The 22518-nt window shown below is 65.0% G+C and carries 25 protein-coding genes and 1 other RNA gene; 14 read left to right on the top strand and 12 right to left on the bottom strand.

The window, feature by feature from the left end; translation table 11 throughout:
* Window positions 1-126: 126 nt before the first annotated feature.
* The 4 genes from HLH45_RS21920 to HLH45_RS01705 all read right to left on the bottom strand — a co-directional run bounded on the left by HLH45_RS21920 (window position 127) and on the right by HLH45_RS01705 (window position 2770).
* The gene (locus tag HLH45_RS21920) at window positions 127-654 is read right to left on the bottom strand and encodes an FAD-dependent oxidoreductase (RefSeq protein WP_269147870.1); all 528 of its coding nucleotides are present in this window, start codon (window positions 652-654) and stop codon (window positions 127-129) included.
* A complete protein-coding gene (locus tag HLH45_RS21915; protein ID WP_269147871.1) occupies window positions 654-1277 on the bottom strand; it encodes an FAD-dependent oxidoreductase in 624 nt (207 codons plus the stop codon). Before HLH45_RS21915 ends, HLH45_RS21920 begins: the two co-directional genes overlap by 1 nt.
* A gap of 246 nt (window positions 1278-1523) precedes the next feature.
* The gene (locus HLH45_RS01710) at window positions 1524-1931 is read right to left on the bottom strand and encodes a nuclear transport factor 2 family protein (RefSeq protein WP_008577626.1); all 408 of its coding nucleotides are present in this window, start codon (window positions 1929-1931) and stop codon (window positions 1524-1526) included.
* 56 nt (window positions 1932-1987) lie between these two features.
* Window positions 1988-2770 (bottom strand): SDR family oxidoreductase, encoded by a 783-nt coding sequence (locus HLH45_RS01705; RefSeq protein ID WP_008577627.1) that lies wholly within the window; start codon window positions 2768-2770, stop codon window positions 1988-1990.
* 131 nt (window positions 2771-2901) lie between these two features.
* Here HLH45_RS01705 and HLH45_RS01700 point away from each other — a divergent pair, with 131 nt between their 5' ends.
* From HLH45_RS01700 to map, 3 genes are all read left to right on the top strand, one after another.
* Window positions 2902-3825 (top strand): LysR family transcriptional regulator, encoded by a 924-nt coding sequence (locus HLH45_RS01700; protein WP_008577629.1) that lies wholly within the window; start codon window positions 2902-2904, stop codon window positions 3823-3825.
* 248 nt (window positions 3826-4073) lie between these two features.
* Window positions 4074-4298 carry a ParD-like family protein gene (locus HLH45_RS01695; RefSeq protein ID WP_008577631.1) on the top strand — a complete coding sequence of 75 codons (225 nt, stop codon included), beginning with the start codon at window positions 4074-4076 and terminating at the stop codon, window positions 4296-4298.
* Entirely contained in the window at window positions 4295-5071 is a 777-nt protein-coding gene (gene map, locus HLH45_RS01690) for a type I methionyl aminopeptidase (protein ID WP_008577633.1), read from the top strand. The genes HLH45_RS01695 and map overlap by 4 nt, the downstream gene beginning before the upstream one ends.
* Window positions 5072-5101: 30 nt before the next feature.
* Here map and HLH45_RS01685 read toward each other — a convergent pair whose 3' ends face one another.
* Window positions 5102-5647, bottom strand: coding sequence for a hypothetical protein (locus HLH45_RS01685; protein ID WP_008577635.1), 546 nt, complete (start codon window positions 5645-5647; stop codon window positions 5102-5104).
* Window positions 5648-5906: 259 nt separating this feature from the next.
* On the opposite strand from HLH45_RS01685, the gene HLH45_RS01680 reads away from it, so the two are divergent.
* Complete coding sequence (locus tag HLH45_RS01680; protein WP_029820412.1) at window positions 5907-7664, top strand: chloride channel protein; 1758 nt, start codon at window positions 5907-5909, stop codon at window positions 7662-7664.
* Window positions 7665-7926: 262 nt separating this feature from the next.
* Complete coding sequence (locus tag HLH45_RS01675) at window positions 7927-9405, top strand: SulP family inorganic anion transporter (RefSeq protein WP_033479353.1); 1479 nt, start codon at window positions 7927-7929, stop codon at window positions 9403-9405.
* Here the strand turns inward: HLH45_RS01675 and HLH45_RS01670 are convergent.
* The gene (locus HLH45_RS01670; protein ID WP_029820410.1) at window positions 9358-9603 is read right to left on the bottom strand and encodes a hypothetical protein; all 246 of its coding nucleotides are present in this window, start codon (window positions 9601-9603) and stop codon (window positions 9358-9360) included. The genes HLH45_RS01675 and HLH45_RS01670 overlap by 48 nt on opposite strands.
* Window positions 9604-9800: 197 nt before the next feature.
* Between HLH45_RS01670 and HLH45_RS01665 the strand changes: the two genes are divergently transcribed.
* The 3 genes from HLH45_RS01665 (at window position 9801) to HLH45_RS01655 (ending at window position 10922) form a co-directional block, all read left to right on the top strand.
* A complete protein-coding gene (locus HLH45_RS01665) occupies window positions 9801-9983 on the top strand; it encodes a hypothetical protein (RefSeq protein ID WP_008577644.1) in 183 nt (60 codons plus the stop codon).
* A 282-nt stretch (window positions 9984-10265) separates the two neighbouring features.
* Window positions 10266-10496, top strand: a complete 231-nt coding sequence (locus HLH45_RS01660) for a DUF1653 domain-containing protein (protein ID WP_008577645.1) — start codon at window positions 10266-10268, stop codon at window positions 10494-10496.
* A 54-nt stretch (window positions 10497-10550) separates the two neighbouring features.
* Entirely contained in the window at window positions 10551-10922 is a 372-nt protein-coding gene (locus HLH45_RS01655; protein WP_008577647.1) for a hypothetical protein, read from the top strand.
* A gap of 68 nt (window positions 10923-10990) precedes the next feature.
* On the opposite strand, the gene HLH45_RS01650 is transcribed toward HLH45_RS01655, so the two are convergent.
* Together HLH45_RS01650 and HLH45_RS01645 are read right to left on the bottom strand one after the other, a co-directional pair.
* Window positions 10991-11275, bottom strand: coding sequence for a YciI family protein (locus HLH45_RS01650; RefSeq protein ID WP_008577649.1), 285 nt, complete (start codon window positions 11273-11275; stop codon window positions 10991-10993).
* Between the two features lie 3 nt (window positions 11276-11278).
* Window positions 11279-11941, bottom strand: coding sequence for an FMN-dependent NADH-azoreductase (locus HLH45_RS01645; protein ID WP_008577650.1), 663 nt, complete (start codon window positions 11939-11941; stop codon window positions 11279-11281).
* A 132-nt stretch (window positions 11942-12073) separates the two neighbouring features.
* Here HLH45_RS01645 and HLH45_RS01640 point away from each other — a divergent pair, with 132 nt between their 5' ends.
* Entirely contained in the window at window positions 12074-13000 is a 927-nt protein-coding gene (locus HLH45_RS01640) for a LysR family transcriptional regulator (protein ID WP_008577652.1), read from the top strand.
* Window positions 13001-13060: 60 nt separating this feature from the next.
* A non-coding RNA gene (locus tag HLH45_RS01635) (sX9 sRNA) lies at window positions 13061-13137 on the top strand.
* 51 nt (window positions 13138-13188) lie between these two features.
* Here the strand turns inward: HLH45_RS01635 and HLH45_RS01630 are convergent.
* The 3 genes from HLH45_RS01630 to HLH45_RS01620 all read right to left on the bottom strand — a co-directional run bounded on the left by HLH45_RS01630 (window position 13189) and on the right by HLH45_RS01620 (window position 15868).
* Entirely contained in the window at window positions 13189-13974 is a 786-nt protein-coding gene (locus HLH45_RS01630) for an alpha/beta fold hydrolase (protein WP_008577653.1), read from the bottom strand.
* Window positions 13975-14266: 292 nt separating this feature from the next.
* Window positions 14267-15004: a DNA/RNA non-specific endonuclease gene (locus HLH45_RS01625; RefSeq protein ID WP_008577654.1), complete on the bottom strand. Its 738-nt coding sequence runs from the start codon at window positions 15002-15004 to the stop codon at window positions 14267-14269.
* 462 nt (window positions 15005-15466) lie between these two features.
* Window positions 15467-15868 (bottom strand): Rid family hydrolase, encoded by a 402-nt coding sequence (locus tag HLH45_RS01620; protein ID WP_033479355.1) that lies wholly within the window; start codon window positions 15866-15868, stop codon window positions 15467-15469.
* A gap of 107 nt (window positions 15869-15975) precedes the next feature.
* Here HLH45_RS01620 and HLH45_RS01615 point away from each other — a divergent pair, with 107 nt between their 5' ends.
* The gene (locus HLH45_RS01615) at window positions 15976-16920 is read left to right on the top strand and encodes a LysR family transcriptional regulator (protein ID WP_046931884.1); all 945 of its coding nucleotides are present in this window, start codon (window positions 15976-15978) and stop codon (window positions 16918-16920) included.
* Window positions 16921-16941: 21 nt separating this feature from the next.
* Here the strand turns inward: HLH45_RS01615 and HLH45_RS01610 are convergent, their stop codons facing one another.
* Window positions 16942-18795, bottom strand: a complete 1854-nt coding sequence (locus HLH45_RS01610; RefSeq protein ID WP_008577659.1) for a M14 family metallopeptidase — start codon at window positions 18793-18795, stop codon at window positions 16942-16944.
* Between the two features lie 244 nt (window positions 18796-19039).
* On the opposite strand from HLH45_RS01610, the gene HLH45_RS01605 reads away from it, so the two are divergent.
* From HLH45_RS01605 to HLH45_RS01595, 3 genes are read left to right on the top strand one after another with little or no spacing between them, the layout of a single operon-like run.
* Entirely contained in the window at window positions 19040-19762 is a 723-nt protein-coding gene (locus tag HLH45_RS01605) for an ABC transporter ATP-binding protein (protein WP_008577661.1), read from the top strand.
* A 10-nt stretch (window positions 19763-19772) separates the two neighbouring features.
* Window positions 19773-21209 (top strand): ABC transporter permease, encoded by a 1437-nt coding sequence (locus tag HLH45_RS01600; RefSeq protein WP_033479371.1) that lies wholly within the window; start codon window positions 19773-19775, stop codon window positions 21207-21209.
* The gene (locus tag HLH45_RS01595) at window positions 21209-22477 is read left to right on the top strand and encodes a DUF3526 domain-containing protein (protein ID WP_008577664.1); all 1269 of its coding nucleotides are present in this window, start codon (window positions 21209-21211) and stop codon (window positions 22475-22477) included. The genes HLH45_RS01600 and HLH45_RS01595 overlap by 1 nt, the downstream gene beginning before the upstream one ends.
* Window positions 22478-22518: the final 41 nt, after the last annotated feature.

Genomic DNA, 22518 nt, shown 5'->3' with positions numbered 1-22518 from the left:
TTGCGCAGGCGTAGCGCTCTCCTGTTCCTGTAGGCATAGTTGGCTTGAGGATCCCCGCCAAGCTAGTTTCCGCCGACGCAAGACCGCCGCGGTTAGCGCGTCGCGCTTGAACGCCACCTACTTCCGTTACACCTCGTGGGCAGAAAACAAGTTCACCACGCTGGCAGGCGAATTGAAGCCGAAGAACTGTGCATGATTGCTCGCACTCTGCTCCGCGAGAGCGGTGCTACGTGGGAACAGCGCATTTTCATAGGCACTCAGTGCCGCCTCGATCTGGCCCGGGTTCTCAATGAGCGAACGTGCGAGCTCGGCTCCGTCGTAAATGGCGAGGTTTGCACCTTCTCCCGCAAACGGTGACATCAGGTGCGCAGCGTCGCCGACGAGCGTTACGCCGGGAGTGCGTGCCCAAGCATGTTCGATCGGCAATGCATAAATCGGGCGAATGATGGGCGCGCTGTCAGTGTGGGTAATCATGGCCAACAGAGCTGGAGCCCAATCTTCGAACTCTTTGGCAATGCGGCGCATCGCGGCTGTAGGCCGGCCAAAATCGAGCTCGCGAAACCATGCTTCGGGCTTGGTCAACGCAATGTAGCTGCGTAGCGCGCCGTCTGCGTATCTGTGGGTAAAGATGCCTTGGCCGGGGGCTAAAGCCATCAATGTGCCGCGCCCGACCATCTTGGCGCTAGCCTGGCATCGGTGAGAGATGTCTCGATAAAAGTGGTGCCCACGTATGCGGGGGGTGCGGTCGACAGCAACGGCCGAACCTTCGACCATGCGCCGTCCGCTCCGACAACCAGGTCCGCCGTGATCGATGAACCGTCGGCAAAAGTGAGGGCAAGCGCTCCGTCCGCATTGCGTGCTGCCCGTATGAGCTTGCGACCCCAATGAATGGCATCGGAGGGCAGGGAGTCAATCAACAGCCGGCGGAGTGCGCTGCGGTCCACCTCCGGTCTGAGAGAGCCGACAGAGCGTTGTCTGTCGAACAGAATCGTGCCGTGCTTGTCACTCACGCGCTTGGCATCCTCGCCCGGGAGGACGAGGGACAGGAAGGCGTCGTGGAGGCCTGCCGCGGTTAAGCCTAGCTGCCCGTTCCATTCGTGTATGTCTAGCAGGCCGCCTTGTGATCTGGTGTTGCGTGAAGCCTCGGCCTCATAGATGGTGGCGGAGATGCCGTTGATGTGGAGGACACGTGCGAGTGTCAAACCGCCCAGACCAGCACCGACGATAGCGATCTGATCAGTTGAAGATGGACGTGGGTTGGTGTTGTTGGCTGTCATGAGCGCTCCAAATACAACGAGCGTTCGCACAGGCGGCAGCTCGAAGAAAGGCCGGGTGATCTCGGCGAGGGGCGCTGGCCAACCTAGCAAGCATGCTGGATGGCGTGTATTCGATCTCTTGGTGCCGACGGCACGCAGGCGAACGTTTTTCGCGTCGCGCGCATTCTTGCATTGATCCGCTTCCTCGAACAATCCCTTGGGAGAGCAGGTTCGTAACGCGTCGGCCGCACTCCGAACATGGGCGGATCAGCGCCGCGCCGCGGCAGCCACCGCAAAGCTGTCTTCAAGCATCAGGAAGTGCGAGATCTCGTTCCCCGTGATGGTGAGCACGATCGTAAACGGCGTCTCGATGAGCTTTCCGCTGGCGGTAATGCGGCTGGCGAGCTCGCCCACGATGACAGCGCGGTCGTTGCTGGCCAGTAGGTCATGCACCTCGAACCGGATGCGCTCCATCAGGGTGCCGGAATCACGCACGAACGCTTCTACCGCGCCGCGCCCGCTGCGTCGCCCAATCCACGGCAGTGCGGATGGATCGCCTGGGATATGCCATTGCAGATCCGCACTGAACATCGCCGCAATCGCCTCAGGCGATGCACCGGAGCCGATCTTTTCAAGGAAGTTTTGCGCAATCGCCAAATTGTTTTGCATGCTCATCTTGTTTGTCTCTGGTGGGCTGGAAGTGCACTCACGGTAGCGCGCTGCACGTATGGTCAGATCTGGGTCAGGCCGCCGTCCACTGTCAGCTCGATGCCGGTGATGTAGGAGGCATCGTCCGATGCCAGGAAGGACATCGCCTTGGCCATCTCATCCGGGCTCGCTGCGCGGCCCAGTGGTGCCTTCAGTTGGATCTCGGCCAGGTAGGCGTCGATGTCTTCGTCGCTCATGCCCAATTCGGATTTATAGGCGGGTGTGACCACGACGCCGGGCGCGATCAGGTTGACGCGAATGTCGCGACCTTTCAGTTCGGATGCCCATGTCCTGACGAAAGAGCGCAGTGCCGCCTTCGTTGCGGCATACACGCCGAAATTGGCGACGCCTTGATTGGCCGCGATGGAGCCCGTCACCACGATGGCGCTGCCGGCGCGCATCAGTGGCAGCGCCTTCTGCACGGTCAGCAGGGTGCCCTTGACGTTGATGTTGAAGTACTTGTCGAAGCCTGCTTCGGTAATGGATTCGATTGGTGCAAATTCGCCGCCGCCTGCGTTGGCAAGCAGCAGATCCAGTCGTCCATGCGCGGTGGCGATGACGTCCATGACGGCGTCAAGCGCTGCACCAACGGAAATGTCGGCGCGTACCGCCGTGGCGCCGTGGCCGATCTCGGCGACCGCCCGGTCCAGTTCCTGCTGCCGGCGGCCGCTGATGACCACCGTTGCACCCTCCAGTGCCAGCCGCTTTGCGGCGGCCAGGCCGATGCCCGAGCTGCCGCCGGTGACCAGGGCAATCTTCCCGGCGTGTTTGGTGGGGTGGATGTTGGCCAGATCGTGGACGTGCATGGTGTTTGCCTCTTGAGCGGAGTTTCTGCGTTGCAGGCAGTCTATTGACCCTCGCCGCGGCGATAAATCGGCGTATTGTTGATTCTTTATTTCCCTGCGGGAATAATCCGGCGCTCTAGACGGAGCGATCAATGGATCACCTGCAGGCAATCCGTGCCTTTGCGCGCGTTGTGGAAACCGGCGGGTTCAACCGTGCGGCGGAATCGCTGCAGATGCCCAATGCCACGCTGAGCAAGTCGATCAGCGCGCTGGAAAAACATCTGGGAGTCACATTGCTTGAACGCAGCACGCGCCGCGTGCGTGTCAGCAACGACGGCGCTGCGTATTACGCGCGCGTGCGGCACCTACTCACGGAGCTGGACGACGTGGAAGCCACGTTGGGGCGTGCCCAGGGCAGCCCCAAGGGCCGGCTTCGTGTAGATACGGGCGGCTCGACGGCGTGCGGATTGTTGATCCCCGCATTGCCGGAGTTCTGTGCGCGCTATCCGGATATCCAGCTGCAGCTTGGCGTCACCGATCGCACGGTGGATGTCATCGGCGAAAACATCGACTGCGCGATCCGCAGCACGGCAGACGACGGCGCGCTGATATCGCGCAAGATCGGCAGCCTTGCCTGGACCACCTGCGCGAGTCCTGACTATCTCGCACGCTACGGTGTCCCGACCCACCCGGAACAGCTGAAAAGCCCGGCGTTTCCCGTGGTGGGTTACTTCTCCGCGCATAGCGGCAAAGCGCCGCCGTTGCATTTCCTGGACGATGGCGCGCCGCTGGAGATCGTTCCCAACTGCAGCGTGATGGTCAACGAGAGCAACGCGCATCTGGCGACCGGATTGGCCGGGCTCGGGCTGATCCACACGCTCGATTTCATGGTGCGGCCGGCCATCGAACGCGGCGCGCTGGTGCCGGTCCTGCAGGACTGGCGCCCGGCGCCATTGGATGTCTTCATCGCCTATGCGCCCAGCCGACAGTTGAGCACCAAGGTGCGTGTGTTTATCGAGTGGGTAAGCGAGATCTATGCCCGGATCGGGCGAACACATTCGGCAATCGAGCGCTGACGAACGTAACCTGTGGCGTTCACGCGATGTGCGGCGTTTGCTTCCGGGCGTTGTGGCATCGCATCGGCCCGGGGCCGATTCGCTTTTGTGCCGTGCTCACCGTACTGCGAGGCTGCCGGGCCTTTCCGACAAGGCACGCAGCACGCGCCGGACAGGCATCGCCCTCCACGGCGCCCCGCCCCGGAGCGATTGCGTGCAAATATACGTTTCATATACAATTCGTATATCGACGCAAAACGAGAGCCATCATGGGCATCGTCAATATCGACGACGACCTGCACGACCAACTGCGCCGTGCGTGCACGGTGAGTAGCCGTTCGATCAATGCGCAGGCCAATTTCTGGATCAAGGTCGGCATGCTGTGCGAGATGCATCCGGACACGACGTTTCAGCAGATCGTGGCCGAACAATTGCGCGCGGCGGGCGTACGGCCGGGCGTACGGCCGCAAGCCTTGAAGCCGGGCCGGGCGTGATCAAGTCGCCCGACGAGATCGCGCTGATGGCGGTGTCTGGCCAGCTCCTGGCGCAGGTGTTCGATGCGCTGGATCGCTTGCCGCTGGAAGGTCGCAGTACGCTGGAACTCAACGGGTTTGTCGAGCGCATGATTGTCGATGAGCTCGACGCACGGCCTGCGAGCAAGGGGCAGTACGGTTTCGAGTTCGTACTCAACGCATCCATCGACGATGTGGTCTGCCATGGCGTGCCATCGGCCGACGACGTGTTGCGCAGCGGGCAGATCGTCAACCTGGACATTACGCTGGAAAAGAACGGCTATATCGCCGATTCCAGTACCACGTACCTGGTGGGCGAGGTCGCTTACCCGGCGCGTCGCCTGGTGCAGGCCACGTATCAGGCGATGTGGAAAGGGATTGCAGCGGTGCGCCCGGGCGCGCGCTTGGGCGATATCGGCCATGCCGTTGCGCGGCACGCGCGTGCGCACGGCTATAGCGTGGTCAAGGAATACTGCGGGCACGGCATCGGCCGTGAGATGCATGAAGACCCGCAGATCCTGCACTACGGCCACTCGGGCACCGGCTTGGAACTGCAGGAAGGCATGGTGTTCACCATCGAGCCGATGATCAACCAGGGCCGTGCGGCGATCCGTTCGCAACCGGATCAGTGGCCGGTGCATACGCGCGATGGCAGGTTGTCGGCGCAGTTCGAGCATACCGTGGCGGTGACGCGCACTGGCGTACGTGTGTTGACCTTGCGGCCTACCGAAGTGCCGCTGTGCGTGGTGGAGTGACGCACCGCAACGCATTGCGTCAGGCGGGTGTCAGTCGGCCGGGACGCGCGGCGTCGCCTCTGGCCGGCGCGGAATCAGTGGCGTGGTGTTGGTGTGCAGAAGCATGCGCACGGCCGCTTCGACACTGATGAAACGGCTGCGTTGCAGCAGATAGGACAGCATGAGAAGTCCCGCGAACATCAGCGTGGCCCCTGGCCTGACGACGGCTGCCGGAACCAAGAACCCAACCACCATCATCACTACGGTCCAGTTGCAGAAACCGCTCACGATGATCTCGCGTCGCCGACGGTCGATCACGATGCGCCCGCGCATGATCATCGGATAGACACCGCCGACGAACAGGAAGGTTTCGCGAAACGCATACACGTCTTCGGACAGACGATGGAACCGCAAGTCGGGCCAGCGCGATGGCTCGACCGCATTTTCCACTTGCGCCAGCGAAAAGCAGGCCAACGCATCGCGGGTCACCGCAATACGCCGTGTAAACACCGGCAGGCCCCAGCTGAAGTAGGGGCGGTTCCAGGTGATCAGCAAGAGGCCTTCGGTGGCAATCAAGCCCAGCAGCAGGTAGAGCATCGTGCATCCCTGTTCGAGTGGCTCAACGATCGCACGCGCATGGTGCGCCGCGTGCCGGCTCCGATTCTGGCGCCTGAATGCCTGGCCCTGCAATCACGCCTGCGGCGCGGCGCGCGTTTCATCGCCGCGCCAGATTGGCTCAGGTCAGCGGCGCTCATGCACACTAGGCCCCACAGCGGACGCCGGCTCTGCCGGTGCCGATCCCGCAATCATTGGTCCCATGCAGCCACTTTCCCACACCTTGCCGGCCGTGCACGCCATGGCGGCGCAACTCCGCCGGCCGCTGGACGGCTTGCGCAGGCAGCTGCGCGCCAACGATCTCTGGTTCATCGCCCTGGCCGCGCTGGTGGGGCTGATCGCGGCTGGATTGATGGTGCTGCAGGCCGGTATCGCGCATGGCCTGCAGAGCTGGCTGTACGCGCTCGCGCCCGAGCAGCGGCTCAGCACGGCCACCTCGATGACGGCAACGCAGTTGCTGGTGTTGCCGCTGGGCGGCTTGCTGGTTGGTCTGGTGACGCTGATGGCGCGGCGGCGCAAGCGGCCCCTCGTGGATGCGGTGGAAGCCAATGCCTTGCATGGCGGGCGCATGTCGATGCGCGACAACCTGATCGTTGCGGTGCAGACCTTGTTGTCCAACGGCTTCGGTGCGTCGGTGGGACTGGAGGCGACCTACACGCAAATGGGGTCGGGTGCCGGCTCGCAGCTGGGGCGCGTGTTGCGGGTGCGGCGTGCCGACATGCGCACGCTGGTGGGCGCCGGCGCGGCCGGTGCGATTGCCGGCGCCTTCGGCGCGCCGCTGGCCGGTGCGTTCTATGCGTTCGAGATCGTCATCGGTGCCTACACGCCATCGGCGTTGGCACCGGTGGCCGCCGCCGCATTGGCTGGCGCGTTCATGGCCAATGCCCTGGGCGCAGCGCCGTACTCGTTGCCTGCTGCGGTGGCCTACCAATTGCAGCCGCGCGACTATGCGGTCTACATCGCGCTGGGCCTGGCGTGCGCGTTGATCGGCATTGCGGTGATGCGCCTGGTCGCCGGCATCGAACGTGGCGTGGGCCGCATCAATCTGCCGGTGTGGGGGCGCCCGGTCATCGGTGGGTTGCTGCTGATTCCGTTGGCGCTGTATTCGCCGCAGGTGCTGTCCTCGGGGCATGGCGCATTGCATCTAGACCTGACCAGCAGCAGTACCTTGCAGGTGCTCGCCATCCTGTTGGTGCTCAAGTGCATTGCGTCGGGAATTTCGCTGGGTTTCGGCTTCCGCGGCGGTCTGTTCTTCGCCTCGTTGTTCATGGGCTCGCTGGTGGGCAGCCTGTTCGCGGTGAGCCTGAACCTGTTGCTGGGCGCTGCGGTGGTGGACACCACCAGTGCATCGCTGGTGGGCATGGCTGCATTGGCGGCGGCCATCGTTGGCGCGCCGATGACCATGGCCATGTTGATCCTGGAAGGCACGCACGATTTCGTGCTGGCCAGCGCAGTGATGGCGGCGGTGCTGGTGGCCAATACCGTGGTGCGGCAGGTGTTCGGTTATTCGTTCTCCACCTGGCGGCTGCATCTGCGCGGCGAAAACATCCGCAGTGCGCGCGATGTGGGCTGGGTGCGCAATCTGTCGGCTGGCAAGATGATGCGCAAGGATGCCAACCACACCGCGTACGACATCAGCGTGGCCGAATTCCGGCGGCGGTTCCCGCTGGGCTCCACGCAACGCGTGGTGCTGGAAGATGCAGACGGACACTATGCCGGCGTGGTGCCGCTGGCCGTGCTGTACGCCGACAATGTGCAGCTGGACGCCCCGGTCGGCGACTATGCCAAGCACCGCGATGCGGCGCTGCTGGCCGACACCGACATCGTGGCGATCATGAAGGTCTTCGATACGACACAGGCCGATGAGTTGGCCGTGATCGACAGCGATCGCAAGGTACTGGGCGTGCTGTCGGAGGGATTCGTGCGCAAGCGCTACGCCGAAGAACTGGAAAAACGCGAGCGCGAACTGATGGGCGAACGCGTGGCTAGCGACGACTGAGCCGCGTGCTGTCAGCAACGGCTGCGCGCATGCGTGCGCATCGTTGATCTGTGTCTGATGTTCGATGCGCAGACACAGGCGCAGCGTCGGGTTGTTCGGGCTGGCCTGAGCGCGTTAGTATCGCCACTGCTCAAGAACGATCTCCTTGGACACATGACACCACCCTGACCTCAGGCCTTACGCGCTCGCAGTTGCTGCGAAGGTCCAGGTGTTTGACGTGCATGTAATGCGCCGTGTGGTTGCCGGCGCATGGAGTCGTTCAATGTCCAGAAGTTTCCCGTTGCGCCAGCAATGGCTCGGCAACGTGCGTGGCGATGTGCTCGCCGGCATCGTGGTCGCGCTTGCGCTGATTCCCGAAGCCATCGCGTTTTCGATCATTGCCGGCGTTGATCCCAAGGTTGGGCTCTACGCGGCGTTCTGTCTTGCAGTGGTGACTTCGATCGCCGGTGGTCGGCCAGGCATGATTTCTGCCGCCACCGGTGCCATGGCGTTGTTGATGGTGGATGTGGTCAAGGACCATGGGGTGCAGTACCTGCTGGCGGCGACCGTGCTGGCGGGCGTGCTGCAGCTGATTGCAGCCGCATTGCGTCTGGGCGCATTGATGCGTTTTGTCTCGCGCTCGGTGATCACCGGCTTCGTCAACGCATTGGCAATTCTGATCTTCCTGGCACAGCTGCCGGAGTTGGTCGGCATGCCATGGCCGGTGTATGCCGTGTGTGCAGCGGCATTGGTCATCATCTATCTGCTCCCGCGCGTCACCACGGCGATTCCTTCGCCGCTGGTCGCAATTGTGGTGTTGACGGCGGCATGCGCGTACTGGCACCTCGATCTCCGGCACGTGGGCGACATGGGCCACCTGCCTGATAGCCTGCCGGTATTTTTGCTGCCGGACGTGCCGCTGACATGGGACAGCGTGCGCATCCTGCTGCCGGTATCGACGACGCTGGCGGTGGTCGGCTTGCTGGAGTCGTTGATGACGGCGCAGATTGTCGAAGACCTGACCGATACCCCATCGCAGCGCAACCGCGAATGCGCAGGTCAAGGACTGGCGAACATGGTGGCGGGCTGCTTCGGTGGCATGGCTGGCTGCGCGATGATCGGGCAGTCGGTCATCAATGTGCGCTCGGGCGGACGTGGGCGCTTGTCGTGCCTGGTGGCCGGCGTCGTCCTGCTGCTGATGGTGGTCTATGGCGCGGCCTGGGTGCGCCAGATTCCGATGGCGGCACTGGTGGCGGTGATGATCATGGTCAGCATCGGCACCTTCAACTGGGGATCGCTGTGCGATCTGCGCAGGCACCCGGCAAGTTCGTCGGTGGTGATGTTGGGCACCGTCGTGGTCACGGTCTGGACGCACGATCTGGCGCGCGGCGTGTTGGCCGGCGTCCTGCTGTCGGCACTGTTCTTCGCGCGCAAGGTCGGGCGCATGCTGCAGGTGCAGGCCAGCGATGGTGACGATGGGGTACGCGTGTATGCGGTGCGCGGCCAGGTGTTCTTCGCATCGGCCGGGCAATTCGTCGCCAGCTTCGATTTCCTCGGCACGCCGCCGAAGGTGCTGATCGATCTGAGCCACGCGCATTTCTGGGACATCAGTGCGGTAGCGGCGCTGGATCGGGTGGTGTTCAAATTGCGTGCGCACGGCGCCGAGGTCGAGGTGGCTGGCGCGAATCAGGCCAGCGACGCGCTGATCGACACCCTAGGAACCCATCGGCGCGATGGCGCGCGGCTCCAGCTCGGTCACTGAGCTGGGCTGCTCGCGTCCAGCCAGCGCGGCTGTCGGCGAGGCCGATTGGCGTGCATGCGCGTCCAGCAATGCGGACAGTCGACGATGGCAATCGCGGAAGGCCAGTGCAGAGGCCGGCATGTCGCAGGCGTCGAAGGTGCGTGCCTCGGCCTTCCAGGAGGCGAGCAGGTCTTCCAGATCGCAGATCAAGCTCGGCATGGTGTTTCCTCGGTAGGCGTCCTGCTGTCTACGGGGAGAGGCGATACGCGGATGCAAGCCGGCGCGGGGCGACCCTGCGCTGAGCCACAATGGTTCAGATACTGCGATGAACGGCGCATTTTTTGGGTGCGGCACACGTGCGCATCACAGGGCCGGGAGGAGGGTGGGCAGGCGGTCTTCTGCCGCGGGAGCTGACCATGGGCAACAACCAGAATGCCAACCGGGGTATCGACGACCCGACGCCACCCAACGGCGTCAAGGCGCCGGGCAAGAATGAGGATCTGCTGCAGGACGGGCCTGCGCAGGACAGCGAAATCGATGACGACGACAGCATCGAGGACGAACTGGATGAGGACGAAGAGGACGAAGAGGACACCTGAGGTTGGCTCTGCGGGACGCACGCGATTGCGGCGAGCCCCGACGGCGCACGACAGGCCCCGATGCTGTCGACGGCGCGAGGTGCCATGGCCGTCGCTGCAGTGGCGGCCGGTGCGCCTCTTTCAAGGCAGGCGCCAGCGACACGGCGGACCCGGCCTGCCGAGAATGCAAGGCGTGTGGATGTCCGTCATCGACCGCCGGCGGCCAGCGTCAACACAAGCCGGCTCGCCACACATTGCGTGCGGTCCTAAACTCCAGGGCCTTTCGATCGCGTTGATACCGCCATGGACACCCTGCCGCCGTTACCTTCCATCGCACTGGGCGAGTACCGTCATTTCAAAGGCGGCCGCTATGAGGTGCTCGGTGTGGTGCGCAGCAGCGAAACCCTGGAGCCGCTGGTGCTGTATCGGCCACTGGAGCGCGATATCGGGTTGTGGGTGCGCCCGTATGCGATGTTCGTCGAGCAGGTCGAGGTGGACGGTGTTGCCCGCGCTCGCTTCGAACGCGTGGAGTGAGTGCCGCGCGCACTGCCGCGATGCGGCAACCGTACGCCTGGCCTTGAGCGCGCGATGACTGCCGCGACCACGCCCCTCACGACGCCCGACGGCCGTTACCTCATCGTGCGAGAGCGCCTGTGGCGCACCAGCAACCCGCACCTGAGCGAAGAGGTGCGTGCCGCGTTGGTCAGTGCACTCATGGATGCGCGACGCGCGGTCAAGGCCGCCAAGCGCGACGACGATGCACAACGCCTGTTGGCCGCGCGCGGTGCGGTCGATGCAGCCAAGGTCGCCTTGGGTGAACGCGGCGCGGTGTGGTGGACCGATGGTGCCAAGGATTTCAACCGGCATCTGGTCAAGAACACCCCGTACGCTGCGTGGTTTGCGGCAAGCGGCCCCGCGCCCCGGCCTGCAAGCGTCGACACGCCTGCAGGTCTCGATTGACAACGACGCCTGTGTCGCTACGACGAATGCCCTGACCGCGGCGTCGCATTCCACCGGCATGGTCTCGTTCAACCGGGCAAAAACCCTTTGGCGCGCAGTGCTGGCTCGAAACGGCGTATGCCGACATCCACCAACTGATGCAGCACGAACGGGTCTTGCGCCACAACCCGATCCAGTGCCGACGCATCGGTGTGGTGGGCTAGCACGATGCCGCCAAGACCATCGGCCGATGGGCCGGCCGCGAGGAACAGCCCCGTGTCGATGTGCTCCCGCAACCACTGCTTGTGGGCGTCCAGATGTGCGGCCAGTGCCGGCGGGGCGACGCGATAGGTGAGGGTGATGAGATGCAACATGGCTCAGGCCTCCACGCGCGCGCGCGCGACCCCGCGCCCGACCCCGCGCCCGACACTGCGCACGACATCGGCAATGGAGGCCTGCGCACTGATCAATGCGGCCGCGGCCGGCTCCGGACCACGCGACTGATTTTCCGCGCGCACGAAGTGCACGTCGCGCACGCCCAGAAAGCCGAACGTTGCGGTCAGATACGCCTCCTGAAAATCCAGTGAGGCCATCGGCCCTTGCGTGTACATGCCCCCGCGCGAGGACGCCACGATCAGCTGCTTGCCGCCGGCCAGGCCTTCGGGCCCGTTAGCGGTATAACGAAACGTACGGCCGGGCTGGGCGATGCGATCGATCCAGGCCTTGAGTTGGGTCGGCACCGAAAAGTTGTACATCGGCGCGCCGATCACCACGATGTCGCTGGCGAGGAATTCGTCCACCAGTTGCTCGGACAATGCATGTTCGGCCACCAATGCCGCGTCGCTGGCTGGTTGCGGCAGCGGGCGGAAGCCGGCAGCAATCGCGCCGGAAAGGTGCGCGATGGGAACCGCGGCAAGGTCGCGATAGGTGGCGTGTAGATCGTCAATCGCTGCGTGCAGGTCCTGCACCACCTGGGCGGTGAGCTGGCGGGAGACCGACGTGTCGGTCAGGATGCTGGAATCGAGATGGAGCAAGCGCATGGTGGGCTCGTGTGCTGTGGTCGGTGGCGGCACTCTACGAAGCGCCCTCGGGCGCAGGTAGGCCGCTGGCGGATGACAAACTGTCCTGCCTGGCAGGACAATGACGGCCTCCTTGCGTGGGGTTGGATTCAGATGGAAGACCTCAACGACTTCGCGCTGCTGGTGGCAGTGGTCGACCACGGCAGCTTCTCGGCGGCCGGTCGCGCGTTGGGGTTTCCCCGCTCCAAGGTCAGTCGGCGGGTGGCAGATCTGGAGCAACGCCTGGGCGTGCGGCTGTTGCAGCGTTCAACCCGTGCGGTCAGCCTCACCGAGGTCGGTGCCGAGTTCTATACGCACTGCAAATCCATCACCCGCTCGGCGCAATGGGCGCTGGATGTGGCCGAGCGCGCCACGCAGCATCCCTCCGGCCGGATCCGCGTGAGCTGCCCGACCGGTGTGGCGCATCTGTTTCTGGCCAAGCTCTTGCCGCGGTTTTTGTTGGCGCATCCGGATGTGCAGGTCGATCTGGAGCTGACCAGTCGACGGGTGGAACTGATTGCCGAAGGCATCGACGTGGCGATACGGGTGCGTTCGAGCCTGGACGATTCCGGCTTGATCCTGCGCTCGTTCGGCGTCAGCCGGCAGGCGTTGGTGGCAAGCCCCGGGTTCGTGCACGCGCATGGGCCGTTCGCCTCTGCGGCGGCACTGCATGAGGTACTGGGAATGGGCCCGCGTGGCGTCAATGGCGAGCCGCCCCGGTGGCGGCTCACCAGCCCGCAAGGCACCAGCGAACTGGTGGACTACCGTTCGCGCCTGTTCACCGAGGATGTCGAGCTGCTGCACCACGCTGCGCTGGCCGGCATGGGCGTGGCGCAGTTGCCGCTGGCCCTGTGCAGGGGCAGCATCGCCCGTGGCGAACTGGTGGTGCTATTGGGCGACCACACGTTGCCGGTGCATCAACTACACGCCGTGTATCCCTCGCGTCGCGGACTGGCGCCAGGCGTGCGCGCCTTGATCGAGTTCCTGGTCGACGTCCTGCCTGCGGTGCTGGAGAGCGCCGAACACGAGGTATCAGGCTAAGCGCAGCGAACAAAACGACTGTGCAGCGCCAGGCGGGCGCGGCCGCTGCCCGGAATCGGCATATACCACTCGTACACTGCGGTTCCGAGCGCGCCGTCCGCACCCGCCGGACGACTGCTCGCTACGTTTTGTTAGCCGACCTGAGCGCATGCAAGGGCCGCCGCGACAGGCCAGGTTCGTGTTGGTGCTCACCGCGATGGCGTACCGATGGTACGCGCGGCACGTGCGATGAACTCGGCCACCTTGGCGGGCTGCGCAACCAGCGAAAGATGGCTGGATGCGATGGTGGTACTGGTGGCACCGATCTGCTTGGCGATGGCGCGCTGCACATCCGGACGCAACGCATTGTCGTTGTCGGTGATCAGGTACCACGTCGGTTTGCGATGCCACGCGGCCTGCGAGACCGCGTCGCCGAACGCGGCGGCGGTCATCGGCTGCTGGACGGCGGCAAGCTGCCTGACCTTGGCCAGCGGCACATCGGCGGCCATCACGTGCTGGTAGGTCGCCGCGTCGTCGAGCCAGACCAGGCCCTGCGCATCCGGCTGCAGGCCTTCCATCGGCGCTTTCAGGCGTGCCAGCAGCGTGCCGACCGACTCGCCGGTATCGGGTACCAGGGCCGACAGATAGACGATGCCCTTGACGTTGTCGGCGTTGCCCGATTCGGTCACCACCGCGCCGCCCCAGGAGTGCCCGACCAGCAGCACGTCGCCAGGTTGTCGCTCCAGCACGCGGCGGGTCGCGGCGACGTCGTCGGCCAGCGAGGTGAGCGGATTCTGCACTGCAGTGACGTGATAGCCCTGGCGCTGTAACGCCTCGATCACGCCAGACCAGCTGGAGCCATCGGCAAATGCGCCATGCACCAGCACGATGGTAGGCAGGCTCTGCACAGGTGCGGCGGTTGCCGGGCTGGCAGCGAAGATCGACAGGGCGCTCAGCAAGGCGAGGCCGGCGTTGGCAGACAAGGGGGATGGCATGAGCGTGATCGCAAGAGGGGAGCGAGAGTGCGATCAAGCATATGTCGGCCGTTGGCCGTCAAAACAGCGCAGACCTCGCCAATAAATGTGGCAGCGCTGACACACCTGACACATGGCTGGCGCCCGCGGGACCGCAGTCCATTCCACCGGCACGCCGGCTCTGCGATGGAGATGTCGAGCCGCGCGCAGGCTGTCACGCAGGCGGCGCGGCGCCACGCAGCCAGTGCCCGCCGTGCCGTGACCCAACCCGGCACAGGCCGGGCTGGGCGACATGCCGTGGATGCAGCGCGACTCAACCCAGATCGCAATTGCTCGGCTGCGGCCAGGTGGTGGACGGCAGCATGGCTTTGACAGCCGCCGGTGCGCTGATGCCGATGGTGCTGGCGCCGTAGAGGTCTTCGAGTTCGTCGATGCTGACGATATAGCTGTCCAACGCACCCAGGTTGGCGCTATTGGGAATCAGCCAGCTGATGGCGCGCGAACCGCCGCCCGGGTTGGCGGTGATGATGGTCTTCCAGAAGAAATCCGGCGTGCGGATGCCGTGGCTGCTGAGGAAGTAATCGTTGCTGGTGTCGCTGTAGATCACGCCGCCGTAAACCTGCACGCTGGCGATATCGCGATAGCACTCGGCCACGTTCTCTGCCTGTACCCAGATGCCCTGATTGAAGCTGGCCACCTGCGGCACGATGTTGCTCATGAGGTTGGCGCGGCGGATGTAGGTCGCGTTGTAGTCCATGTGGTTGGAGGTCACCAGATGGCCGCGGTCATAGCCGGAACGCACGCTGGCATACGAGGCCGTGGAGGTCTGGCCGGCACAGCCGCTGGGCAATTCGGTATCCAGATTGAAGCTGGACGGGCGTGCAGCCGAGCCCGTGTCGGCCTGCAGCACGTATTCGTAGCGCAGTGCGGTGCGGTTGGTGCAGTCGTACGTCAGCGTATAGCCGCCCTTGTTGAGGGTTACCAGCTGCGCCTGTGCGGCGGCGCTGAAGGTGGTGAGAAGCACAACGACGAAAAAGGTCTTCAAGCGCATGGAAGTCAATCTCCTTGAAATCATCGGACGCACGAAGCCGCCGCCGCGATGCGTCAGCACATCGACGTTGGACAACGCGCCAGGGGAACAGAGGGCTCGCGGCATGGCGAGCGCTACAGCTATCGCATACGAATGTTGCTTGTTGGTGACTTGGGCCCGAGCAGCGTGCGGTCGCCCAGATCTTGTTTCGGCGTGTAGCCAGACGCTTGGCATTCGGTCTGGAGGCGATGCCGTTGATGAGGCTGATGCTCTCGGCGATCTTCTTCGCTGATCTTTAGAGATCTGACAGGGGTGCGGTGGGCACGTTGCGCGGCGTGGACACAGGCAACGCCACGCGCTGGCAAGCCAGGCGTGGCCGATCGAATGCGAGACGCGCGCCTGCGCGCGCTGGTTGCGTTGCGCAGGTGCAGATCTGCTGCAGGCGGGATGGCGCGATGACTACCGCGCAGGCAATGGGAGGTGTTATGCAGCCTTCGCCGGCAGCTTGACCACCACCTTGATCTCAAACTGGAAGCCGGCCAGCCAGGTCACGCCGACCGCGGTGACGGTGGGGTAGGGGGCCGGGCCCCAGTAGCTGACCCACTTGTCCCACATTGCCTCGAACACCACCTCGGGGTTGACCATGAACAAGGTGACGTCGACCACATCCTGCGAAGTGCAGCCGGCCGCGGCAAGGACGGCATCCAGGTTGACGAAGGCGCGGGCAATTTCCGCGTCCAGCCCGGGCTCGGGCGAGCCGTCCTCGCGGCTGCCGACCTGGCCGGCGACAAACAGCAGGTCATCGGCGCGTACCGCCGGCGAGTAATGGTGGCGCTCGTACAGGGCGTGGCGCCCCTGCGGGAAAACGACGTCGCGTGTGGCCATGTGGCTCTCCATCGAAGTGCATCAGAACGAAGGCACACGTTAGGCGGGTCTGCAGTTGCGATAAATCGGCAGCATCGACCAACACTGTTTGTAGAATCCAAACAATCTTGGCCGCGGGAGCAGTGGTGGATCGATTCGATGCAATGCAGGCGTTTGCGCGCGTGGTCGAGACCGGCAGTTTCACCAAGGCGGCCGAACACCTGGACATGAGCCGCGCCAGCGTGACCCAGCTGGTGCAGCAACTGGAAGCGCGCCTGCGGGTTAAGCTGCTCAATCGCACCACGCGCCGGGTGCAGGTCACTGCCGATGGCGCGGCCTATTACGAGCGCGTGCTGCGCCTGCTGGCAGACCTGGACGATGCCGAAACCAGCCTGTCGGTTGCAGCCAGCTTGCCACGCGGGCGCCTGCGCGTGGACGTGCCCAGCCCGTTGGCGCGGCTGATCCTGATGCCGGCGTTGCCGGCATTCCATGCGCGTTATCCGGAGATCCAGCTGGATATGGGCGTGAGTGACCGCCGCGTGGATCTGATCGGCGAAAACGTCGATTGCGTGATACGCGGCGGCACCATCACCGACCAGTCGCTGATCGCGCGTCACGTGGGCGACCTGCAGGCCGGCGTGTACGCAGCGCCCGATTACCTGCAGCGGCTCGGCACCCCGACGCATCCAACCGAGCTGGAAAATACACGGCATCGTTGCGTCGGCTTCATGCGCTGGGGCAGCAGCACAACCGTGCCGTATGTGATGCAACGCGGCAACGAGGCGGTGCGCGTGCATGGTCGCCACGTGGTGGCCGCCGACGATGGCAATGCCTATCTGGCCGCCGGTCTGGCCGGCATGGGTGTGCTGTGGCTGCCGGTGTATATGGCCAACGCGCATGTCGCCAGCGGCGAACTGGTGCCGATCTTTCAGGACTGGCAGCTGGAAGCGATGCCGCTGTCGATCGCCTTCCCACCCAACCGCCATGTCAGCGCCAAGCTGCGCGTGTTCATCGATTGGGTGATTGCGCTGATGGCCGAGCATGCGCCAGTGATGGCGCCCGCACCGCGGTGAGCGCCACAGGGATGCGCGGCGCTATTGCCTCACTTCGCGCCGCACCGGATACCGCCAGCCGCTGATCGCTGCATAGGGCGAACGTGCATAAATCCACTGCAGGCGCGCATCGCCATCGGCGCGGAACGCCGCATCGTTGGCCAGTTTTTGCTCGAACGCGCTACGTAACGCGGCATCGCTGCGAAACACGCGTTCGCTGAATTCAACCAGCTCGGTGGCATACAGCCCGCTGTCGGGGCTGCCGGCATGGCGGAAACGTCCGCTGGCCAGCAGCGAATCGCTGCTGCGCGGTTCCAGCAAGGCGGCGGCCAACATGCGCATCGGTTGATCGGCCGGCACGCGGACGCTGCCGGCGGGAAAGACTTCTTCGACGTCGTGGGTGTGCGGAACCTGATCGCTGCCGGTCTTGCTGATGCGTATCTGCTGCACCGCGCGCCGGGCCGGCTGTTGCAGACGGTCGTAGCCGATGCCATGCGCATCGAGCAAGGCGAGCACATCGTCGTTGCCGGGCGGAATCCACCACGCCACCGGGTACTGCACCGCCTGCGTCTGCCGGTAGCCGATCACCGGCATCGTCCAGGTTTCGTCGCGGCCTTCCCAGCGCAATTCCGGCCGGCCGGACACCGGCGACAGGGCGCGGGTGTAGGTCACGCCCTTGAACGGAATATGGTCGATCGGCTGCGGCAGGCGTTCCCACGCCACCATCAATTCCTGCGGGCGCGCCGCGCGATCGGCACGCTTGGCGGCATCGATGGCGTGTGCATCGCGGCCGACCACGCGCAGGGCTTCTTCCAGCAGCACGTAATCGCCGAGCACGCGTTGCCGGTACGACTTCAGGCGGTGGTTTTCCACCAGCACGGTGGGGATGCCGGCGAAGTCGCCATAGCCGGTGGAATAACGCGGGCCTTCGGGCGAATAGCGCAAGCCCGAGCGCGGCGCGTCTTCGTCGATCAGGCTGGGGTAGATCGCAGGTTCATGACCCTGGCGGCGCAGTGCGGCGTCGACGGCTGGCGTGAAGCGCTGCTGCAGCCAACCGGCCGTGGCGCGCGAGCGCGCGTAGGTGCCCCAGCCGGCGAAGGTGAAGGTGATGTCGTACTGATGATCGAGCCCGCCGCTGACATGCAGGTCGATATACAAGGCGGGGTCGAGCGTATGCAGCAGCCTGACGACCGCGCGCGTCTCCGGCGCTTCCAGGTTGAGATAGTCGCGATTGAGGTTGATGCCGCGCGTGGTGGTATTCCAGCCCATCTGCTGCGGGCCGCGCAATGCGGCGCCGATGAGCGGGCCGCGTTGTTCGTGCCCATCGCTGTTGAGGATGGGCACGAACACGAAATCGACCTCGTCCAGCAGATCGTCCTTGCCGCGTTGTGCAATATCGCGCAGCAGCATCAGGCCGGCGTCCTTGCCATCGATCTCGCCGCCATGGATGCCGGCCTGTGCCAGCACGACCGGTTTGCCGGGCTTGCCCTTGCGTGCGCGTACCAGCAGCAGATCGCGCCCTTCGCTGGTCTTGCCGAACACCTCCAGCGACAGCAGCGGCGAAGCAGCAACCAGCCGTTGCAACCACGCGCGCGTTTGCGCGTAGCTGGGCGTGCTGGCGAAATCGCTGCGCTCGGCCGGCGTCATCCATGGATCGTCCGGTGCCACGATCAATGCTTCGCTGGCACCGTGCCACGCGCGGACCGGCGGCAACGGGGCACTGGTATCGATGGTCTGCGCGTTGAGCTGTGCGGCAGCGAACAGTGCGATGGCCAGCCCGTTGGCGAGGCGTCGGGTGCCGCGCGCGGTGTTGCAGGCCTTGGCGTCAGCGGGAGCGTGGCGGTCGAAGTCATGGAAAGCATCGGGCGGATGACAGCTGCGCGTTTCGAAGGTCATTGGGGTGTGAAGGTCTCGAGTGGTGGGCGACGGTGTCTGCTCGTGCGGGTCAGCCGTGTCGGCGCAGGCGCCTGGCTGGATGCTCACGCCGCAAGGCGCTGGCCGCAGGCGCGATGCGCGGCGCGGCGGTTCGTCAGTGACGTCCACGCCTCTATCCGCGGCGGCGAGCGGATGCTGGCGGTTCAAGCAATGTGATAACGTATCATTTCCTGATATGTCTGTGTCCACGCCCTTCAATTCTTCAATGACCCACGCGATTTCAATCTCCAACCTGCACGTGGCCTACCGTGGCCGCGCGGTGCTGCAGGGGCTGAACCTCGGCGTCGCGCCCGGCAGCGTCTACGCCTTGCTGGGCGGCAATGGCGCCGGCAAGTCGTCCACGCTGTCCACGTTGCTGGGCTTCGTCAAACCCGTCTCCGGCAGCCTGCGCGTGGACGCCGTGGACCCGGTCGCCGACCCCGGCAAGGCGCGCGCGCGCTTGGCCTATCTGCCGGAAAACGTGGCGCTCTACGAGCATCTGAGCGCATTGGAAAATGCCGACTATCTGCTTGCCCTGGCCGGCCAGCGCCGCAGCCAGGCCGCCATTGGCGAGGCATTTGCGGCCGCTGGCCTGCAGCGCGATGCCTGGGCGCAACGGCTGGCAGGGTTCTCCAAGGGCATGCGGCAGAAGGTGGCCATTGCCGTGGCCACATTGCGCGAGGTGCCGGTGCTGCTGCTGGACGAGCCCACCTCCGGGCTGGATCCGCGCGCCATCGCCGACTTCAATCGCCTGGTCGGCAGCGTGCGCGAACGCGGCGCCGCGGTGCTGATGGTCACCCACGATCTGCTCGGTGCGGTGGATGTGGCCGACCGCATCGGGTTTCTGGAAAACGGCCGGATTGCCGAAGAGATCGGTGCCGGCGACAGCGGCTTCGACGTGCGCACCCTGCATGCGCGTTTCGCGCGCCCGCAGGATCGCGCTGCGTGAGGCTGCACGTATGAGTCCGGTGTTGCTGGTCGCACGCGAAGAACTGCGCTATATGGCGCGCAACCGGTCCGCTGCCATCGGTGTGGTGCTGCTGATGTTGCTCACCCTGGTGGCGGCGTTGACCGCTGCGCACCACCAGCGCGAAGTGGCCGATTTCCGCACGCGGCAGCAACAGGCAGCGCAGCAGGCGTTCCAAGCGCAGCCGGACCGGCATCCGCACCGCGTGGTGCACTACGGCCATTTCATCTATCGCCCGTTGCCGGCACTGGCTGCATTCGATTCCGGCGTGGATGCGTTCACCGGTAACAGCATGTTTCTGGAAGGGCATCGCCAGAACACTGCCAATTTCGGCGATGTGCGTCAGAGCTCGTTGCTGGTGCGTTTCGGTCAGCTCACGCCCGCCTTCGTGCTGCAGGTGCTGGCGCCGCTGATGTTGGTCTTCCTGGGCTATGGCGCGGTGGCGCGCGAGCAGGAAACCGGCACCTTGCGCGCGCTGTTGTTGCAGGGCGCCACGCGCCGGCAGTTGCTTGGCGGCAAGTATCTGGCGCTGGCGACGGTGGCCGGCGCCTGCCTGCTGCCGGCCTTGATCGGCCTGGCACCCATCGCGTTGTTGCCAGGGCAAGCGCCGCTGGTTGCGCTGCTGGTGCTGGCCTATGGCGCGTATCTGTTGGTGTGGTGTGCGCTGGTGCTGGCGGTGTCGATGCGGTGCCGGCGCGGCCGCGATGCGCTGTTGGTGTCGCTGGCGGTATGGGTGTGGCTGGCCTTGCTTGTACCGCGCGTGGCGCCGGACGCGGCCAATGCCGCGTACCGCCTGCCGACCCGGTTGGAAACCGATGTGGCGATCCAGCGCGACCTGCGCACGCTCGGCGACAGCCACAATCCGGACGACCCGCACTTTGCGCAATTCAAGCAGCAGACGCTGGCCCATTACGGCGTGCAGCGCGTGGAAGACCTGCCGGTGAACTACAAGGGCTTGCTGGCACTGGAAGGCGAGCGGCTGAGCGCAAGCCTGTTCGAGCGGTATGCGGGCCGCGATGCATCCATCCAGCAGCAACAGAACCTGCTGGTGCGTGCGTTTTCCTTGCTCAGCCCGACGGTGGCGCTGCGCGAGGTGTCGATGACGCTGGCAGAAACCGACCTGCGCGCGCATCTGCGGTTCCTGGCCCAGGCAGAGCACTACCGCTACACGCTGGTGCAGCAGCTCAACCAACTGCAGGCCGACGCGGTCAGCATGGCCGACGACACCGCCCAGGATGCAGGCGCCGATCGGCGCAAGCGGATTTCGTCCGAGCACTGGCATGAGATTCCGGTGTTTGCGTTCCAGCCGGCGCCGGCGACCGAGGTGATCGGCACGGCAGGTGCGGCGTTCGGCCTGATCGGGGCCTGGCTGCTTGCTGCGCTGTGCATGCTGGTGGCAGCCGGGCGAGGTGTGGGAGTGGCGCGCTGATGGTGCTGTGGAAATACGAACTGCTGTTGCTGCTACGCGCACGTGCGGCGCTCGCCGGATTGCTGTTGCTTGCGCTGCTCACCGTGTGCAGCCTGCTGTCCGGGCAACATGTGATGGCGACGCAGCGCGACAACATCGCCAGGATTGCAGCGCTGCAGCGCGAAGACAGCGCGGCGGTAGAAGACTATGTGGCGCGTTCCAACGATGCCGGCAGCGCGGCTTATTACAGCTTCCACCCCACCTGGGACCCGCCATCGCCGCTGGCGTTTGCGGCGGTCGGCATGCGCGATGTCTCGCCGTATATCTTGCGCGTGCGCGCGCTGGGGCTGGAAGCGCAGATCCATGACGGGGACAGCTACAACCCCGAGCTCGCATTGGCTGGCCGCTTCGACTACGCGTTCGTGCTGGTGTTCCTGCTGCCGCTGTTCGTGATCGCGCTGCTGTTCGATCTGCGTTCGGGCGAGCGTGAAGCGGGGCGTGCACGCATGCTTGCCGCACTGCCCGGTGCGGGCGCTGCGCTGCTGGTACGGCGCGTGGTGGTGCGCGCAGCGGCGGTGTTTGTGTGCCTGAGCGTGCCGTTCGTCATGTTCGCTACGTTCAATGCGGTGCCGTGGTTGCAGCAACTGGCGGTGCTGGCACTGGGCGGTGCGTACCTGTTGTTCTGGGTGCTGCTGTCGGTGCTGGTCGGGCGCCTCCAGTGGCGGCCTGCCGCGCATGCCACGGCGTTGGCTACCTGCTGGGTTGTGCTGGCGTTGGTGGCGCCGGCGCTGGCGCACGTGGCAATCAATCAGGCAGTGCCGGTCAACCAGGGTACCGAGATTGCGCGGTTGCAGCGCGAGGCGGTCAACCACGCCTGGGACATTCCGCGCCAGGACACCATGCAGGCGTTCTACGCGCGCAATCGGCAATGGGCCGACTCGGCGCCGCTGACCACGGCGTTCCACTACAAGTGGTACTTCGCATTTCATGAAAATGGCGACCAGCAGGTGGCGCCGCAGGTGGCAGCGTATCGCCAGGGGCTGCAGCGTCGCCAAGCGTTGGCGCAACGCGTGGCCAGCGTGCTGCCCCCGGTTGCGCTGCAGGCGGCGCTGACGCGCCTGGCCGACACCGATCTGCAGGCACAGCTGGCCTATCAGGATCGCATTCGCGCTTATCACCGGGCGCTGCGCACGTTCTACTACGGCTATCTGTTCCGCGACCGGCCGTTCACGCGCGACGATTTCGGGCGAGCGCCACGCTTCGAAACAACGGCCGGCCCTGCTTCATAGCGGTATCTGCGTTTCACCTTTCCTTGCGTCTTTTACTTGCG

It is taken from the genome of Xanthomonas euvesicatoria (assembly GCF_013112235.1).
Taxonomy (GTDB): domain Bacteria; phylum Pseudomonadota; class Gammaproteobacteria; order Xanthomonadales; family Xanthomonadaceae; genus Xanthomonas; species Xanthomonas euvesicatoria.
The sequence above is the reverse complement of the archived record's forward strand: the minus strand, read 5'-3'. Positions and strand labels throughout refer to the sequence as shown.

Bases quoted from the DNA above. Each gene is read 5' to 3' on its own strand.
- HLH45_RS21920 (WP_269147870.1), bottom strand. From the start codon at position 654: ATGGCTTTAGCCCCCGGCCAAGGCATCTTTACCCACAGATACGCAGAC.
- HLH45_RS21915 (WP_269147871.1), bottom strand. From the start codon at position 1,277: ATGACAGCCAACAACACCAACCCACGTCCATCTTCAACTGATCAGATC.
- HLH45_RS01710 (WP_008577626.1), bottom strand. From the start codon at position 1,931: ATGAGCATGCAAAACAATTTGGCGATTGCGCAAAACTTCCTTGAAAAG.
- HLH45_RS01705 (WP_008577627.1), bottom strand. From the start codon at position 2,770: ATGCACGTCCACGATCTGGCCAACATCCACCCCACCAAACACGCCGGG.
- HLH45_RS01700 (WP_008577629.1), top strand. From the start codon at position 2,902: ATGGATCACCTGCAGGCAATCCGTGCCTTTGCGCGCGTTGTGGAAACC.
- HLH45_RS01695 (WP_008577631.1), top strand. From the start codon at position 4,074: ATGGGCATCGTCAATATCGACGACGACCTGCACGACCAACTGCGCCGT.
- HLH45_RS01685 (WP_008577635.1), bottom strand. From the start codon at position 5,647: ATGCTCTACCTGCTGCTGGGCTTGATTGCCACCGAAGGCCTCTTGCTG.
- HLH45_RS01680 (WP_029820412.1), top strand. From the start codon at position 5,907: ATGGCGGCGCAACTCCGCCGGCCGCTGGACGGCTTGCGCAGGCAGCTG.
- HLH45_RS01675 (WP_033479353.1), top strand. From the start codon at position 7,927: ATGTCCAGAAGTTTCCCGTTGCGCCAGCAATGGCTCGGCAACGTGCGT.
- HLH45_RS01670 (WP_029820410.1), bottom strand. From the start codon at position 9,603: ATGCCGAGCTTGATCTGCGATCTGGAAGACCTGCTCGCCTCCTGGAAG.
- HLH45_RS01665 (WP_008577644.1), top strand. From the start codon at position 9,801: ATGGGCAACAACCAGAATGCCAACCGGGGTATCGACGACCCGACGCCA.
- HLH45_RS01660 (WP_008577645.1), top strand. From the start codon at position 10,266: ATGGACACCCTGCCGCCGTTACCTTCCATCGCACTGGGCGAGTACCGT.
- HLH45_RS01655 (WP_008577647.1), top strand. From the start codon at position 10,551: ATGACTGCCGCGACCACGCCCCTCACGACGCCCGACGGCCGTTACCTC.
- HLH45_RS01650 (WP_008577649.1), bottom strand. From the start codon at position 11,275: ATGTTGCATCTCATCACCCTCACCTATCGCGTCGCCCCGCCGGCACTG.
- HLH45_RS01645 (WP_008577650.1), bottom strand. From the start codon at position 11,941: ATGCGCTTGCTCCATCTCGATTCCAGCATCCTGACCGACACGTCGGTC.
- HLH45_RS01640 (WP_008577652.1), top strand. From the start codon at position 12,074: ATGGAAGACCTCAACGACTTCGCGCTGCTGGTGGCAGTGGTCGACCAC.
- HLH45_RS01630 (WP_008577653.1), bottom strand. From the start codon at position 13,974: ATGCCATCCCCCTTGTCTGCCAACGCCGGCCTCGCCTTGCTGAGCGCC.
- HLH45_RS01625 (WP_008577654.1), bottom strand. From the start codon at position 15,004: ATGCGCTTGAAGACCTTTTTCGTCGTTGTGCTTCTCACCACCTTCAGC.
- HLH45_RS01620 (WP_033479355.1), bottom strand. From the start codon at position 15,868: ATGGCCACACGCGACGTCGTTTTCCCGCAGGGGCGCCACGCCCTGTAC.
- HLH45_RS01610 (WP_008577659.1), bottom strand. From the start codon at position 18,795: ATGACCTTCGAAACGCGCAGCTGTCATCCGCCCGATGCTTTCCATGAC.
- HLH45_RS01605 (WP_008577661.1), top strand. From the start codon at position 19,040: ATGACCCACGCGATTTCAATCTCCAACCTGCACGTGGCCTACCGTGGC.
- HLH45_RS01600 (WP_033479371.1), top strand. From the start codon at position 19,773: ATGAGTCCGGTGTTGCTGGTCGCACGCGAAGAACTGCGCTATATGGCG.
- HLH45_RS01595 (WP_008577664.1), top strand. From the start codon at position 21,209: ATGGTGCTGTGGAAATACGAACTGCTGTTGCTGCTACGCGCACGTGCG.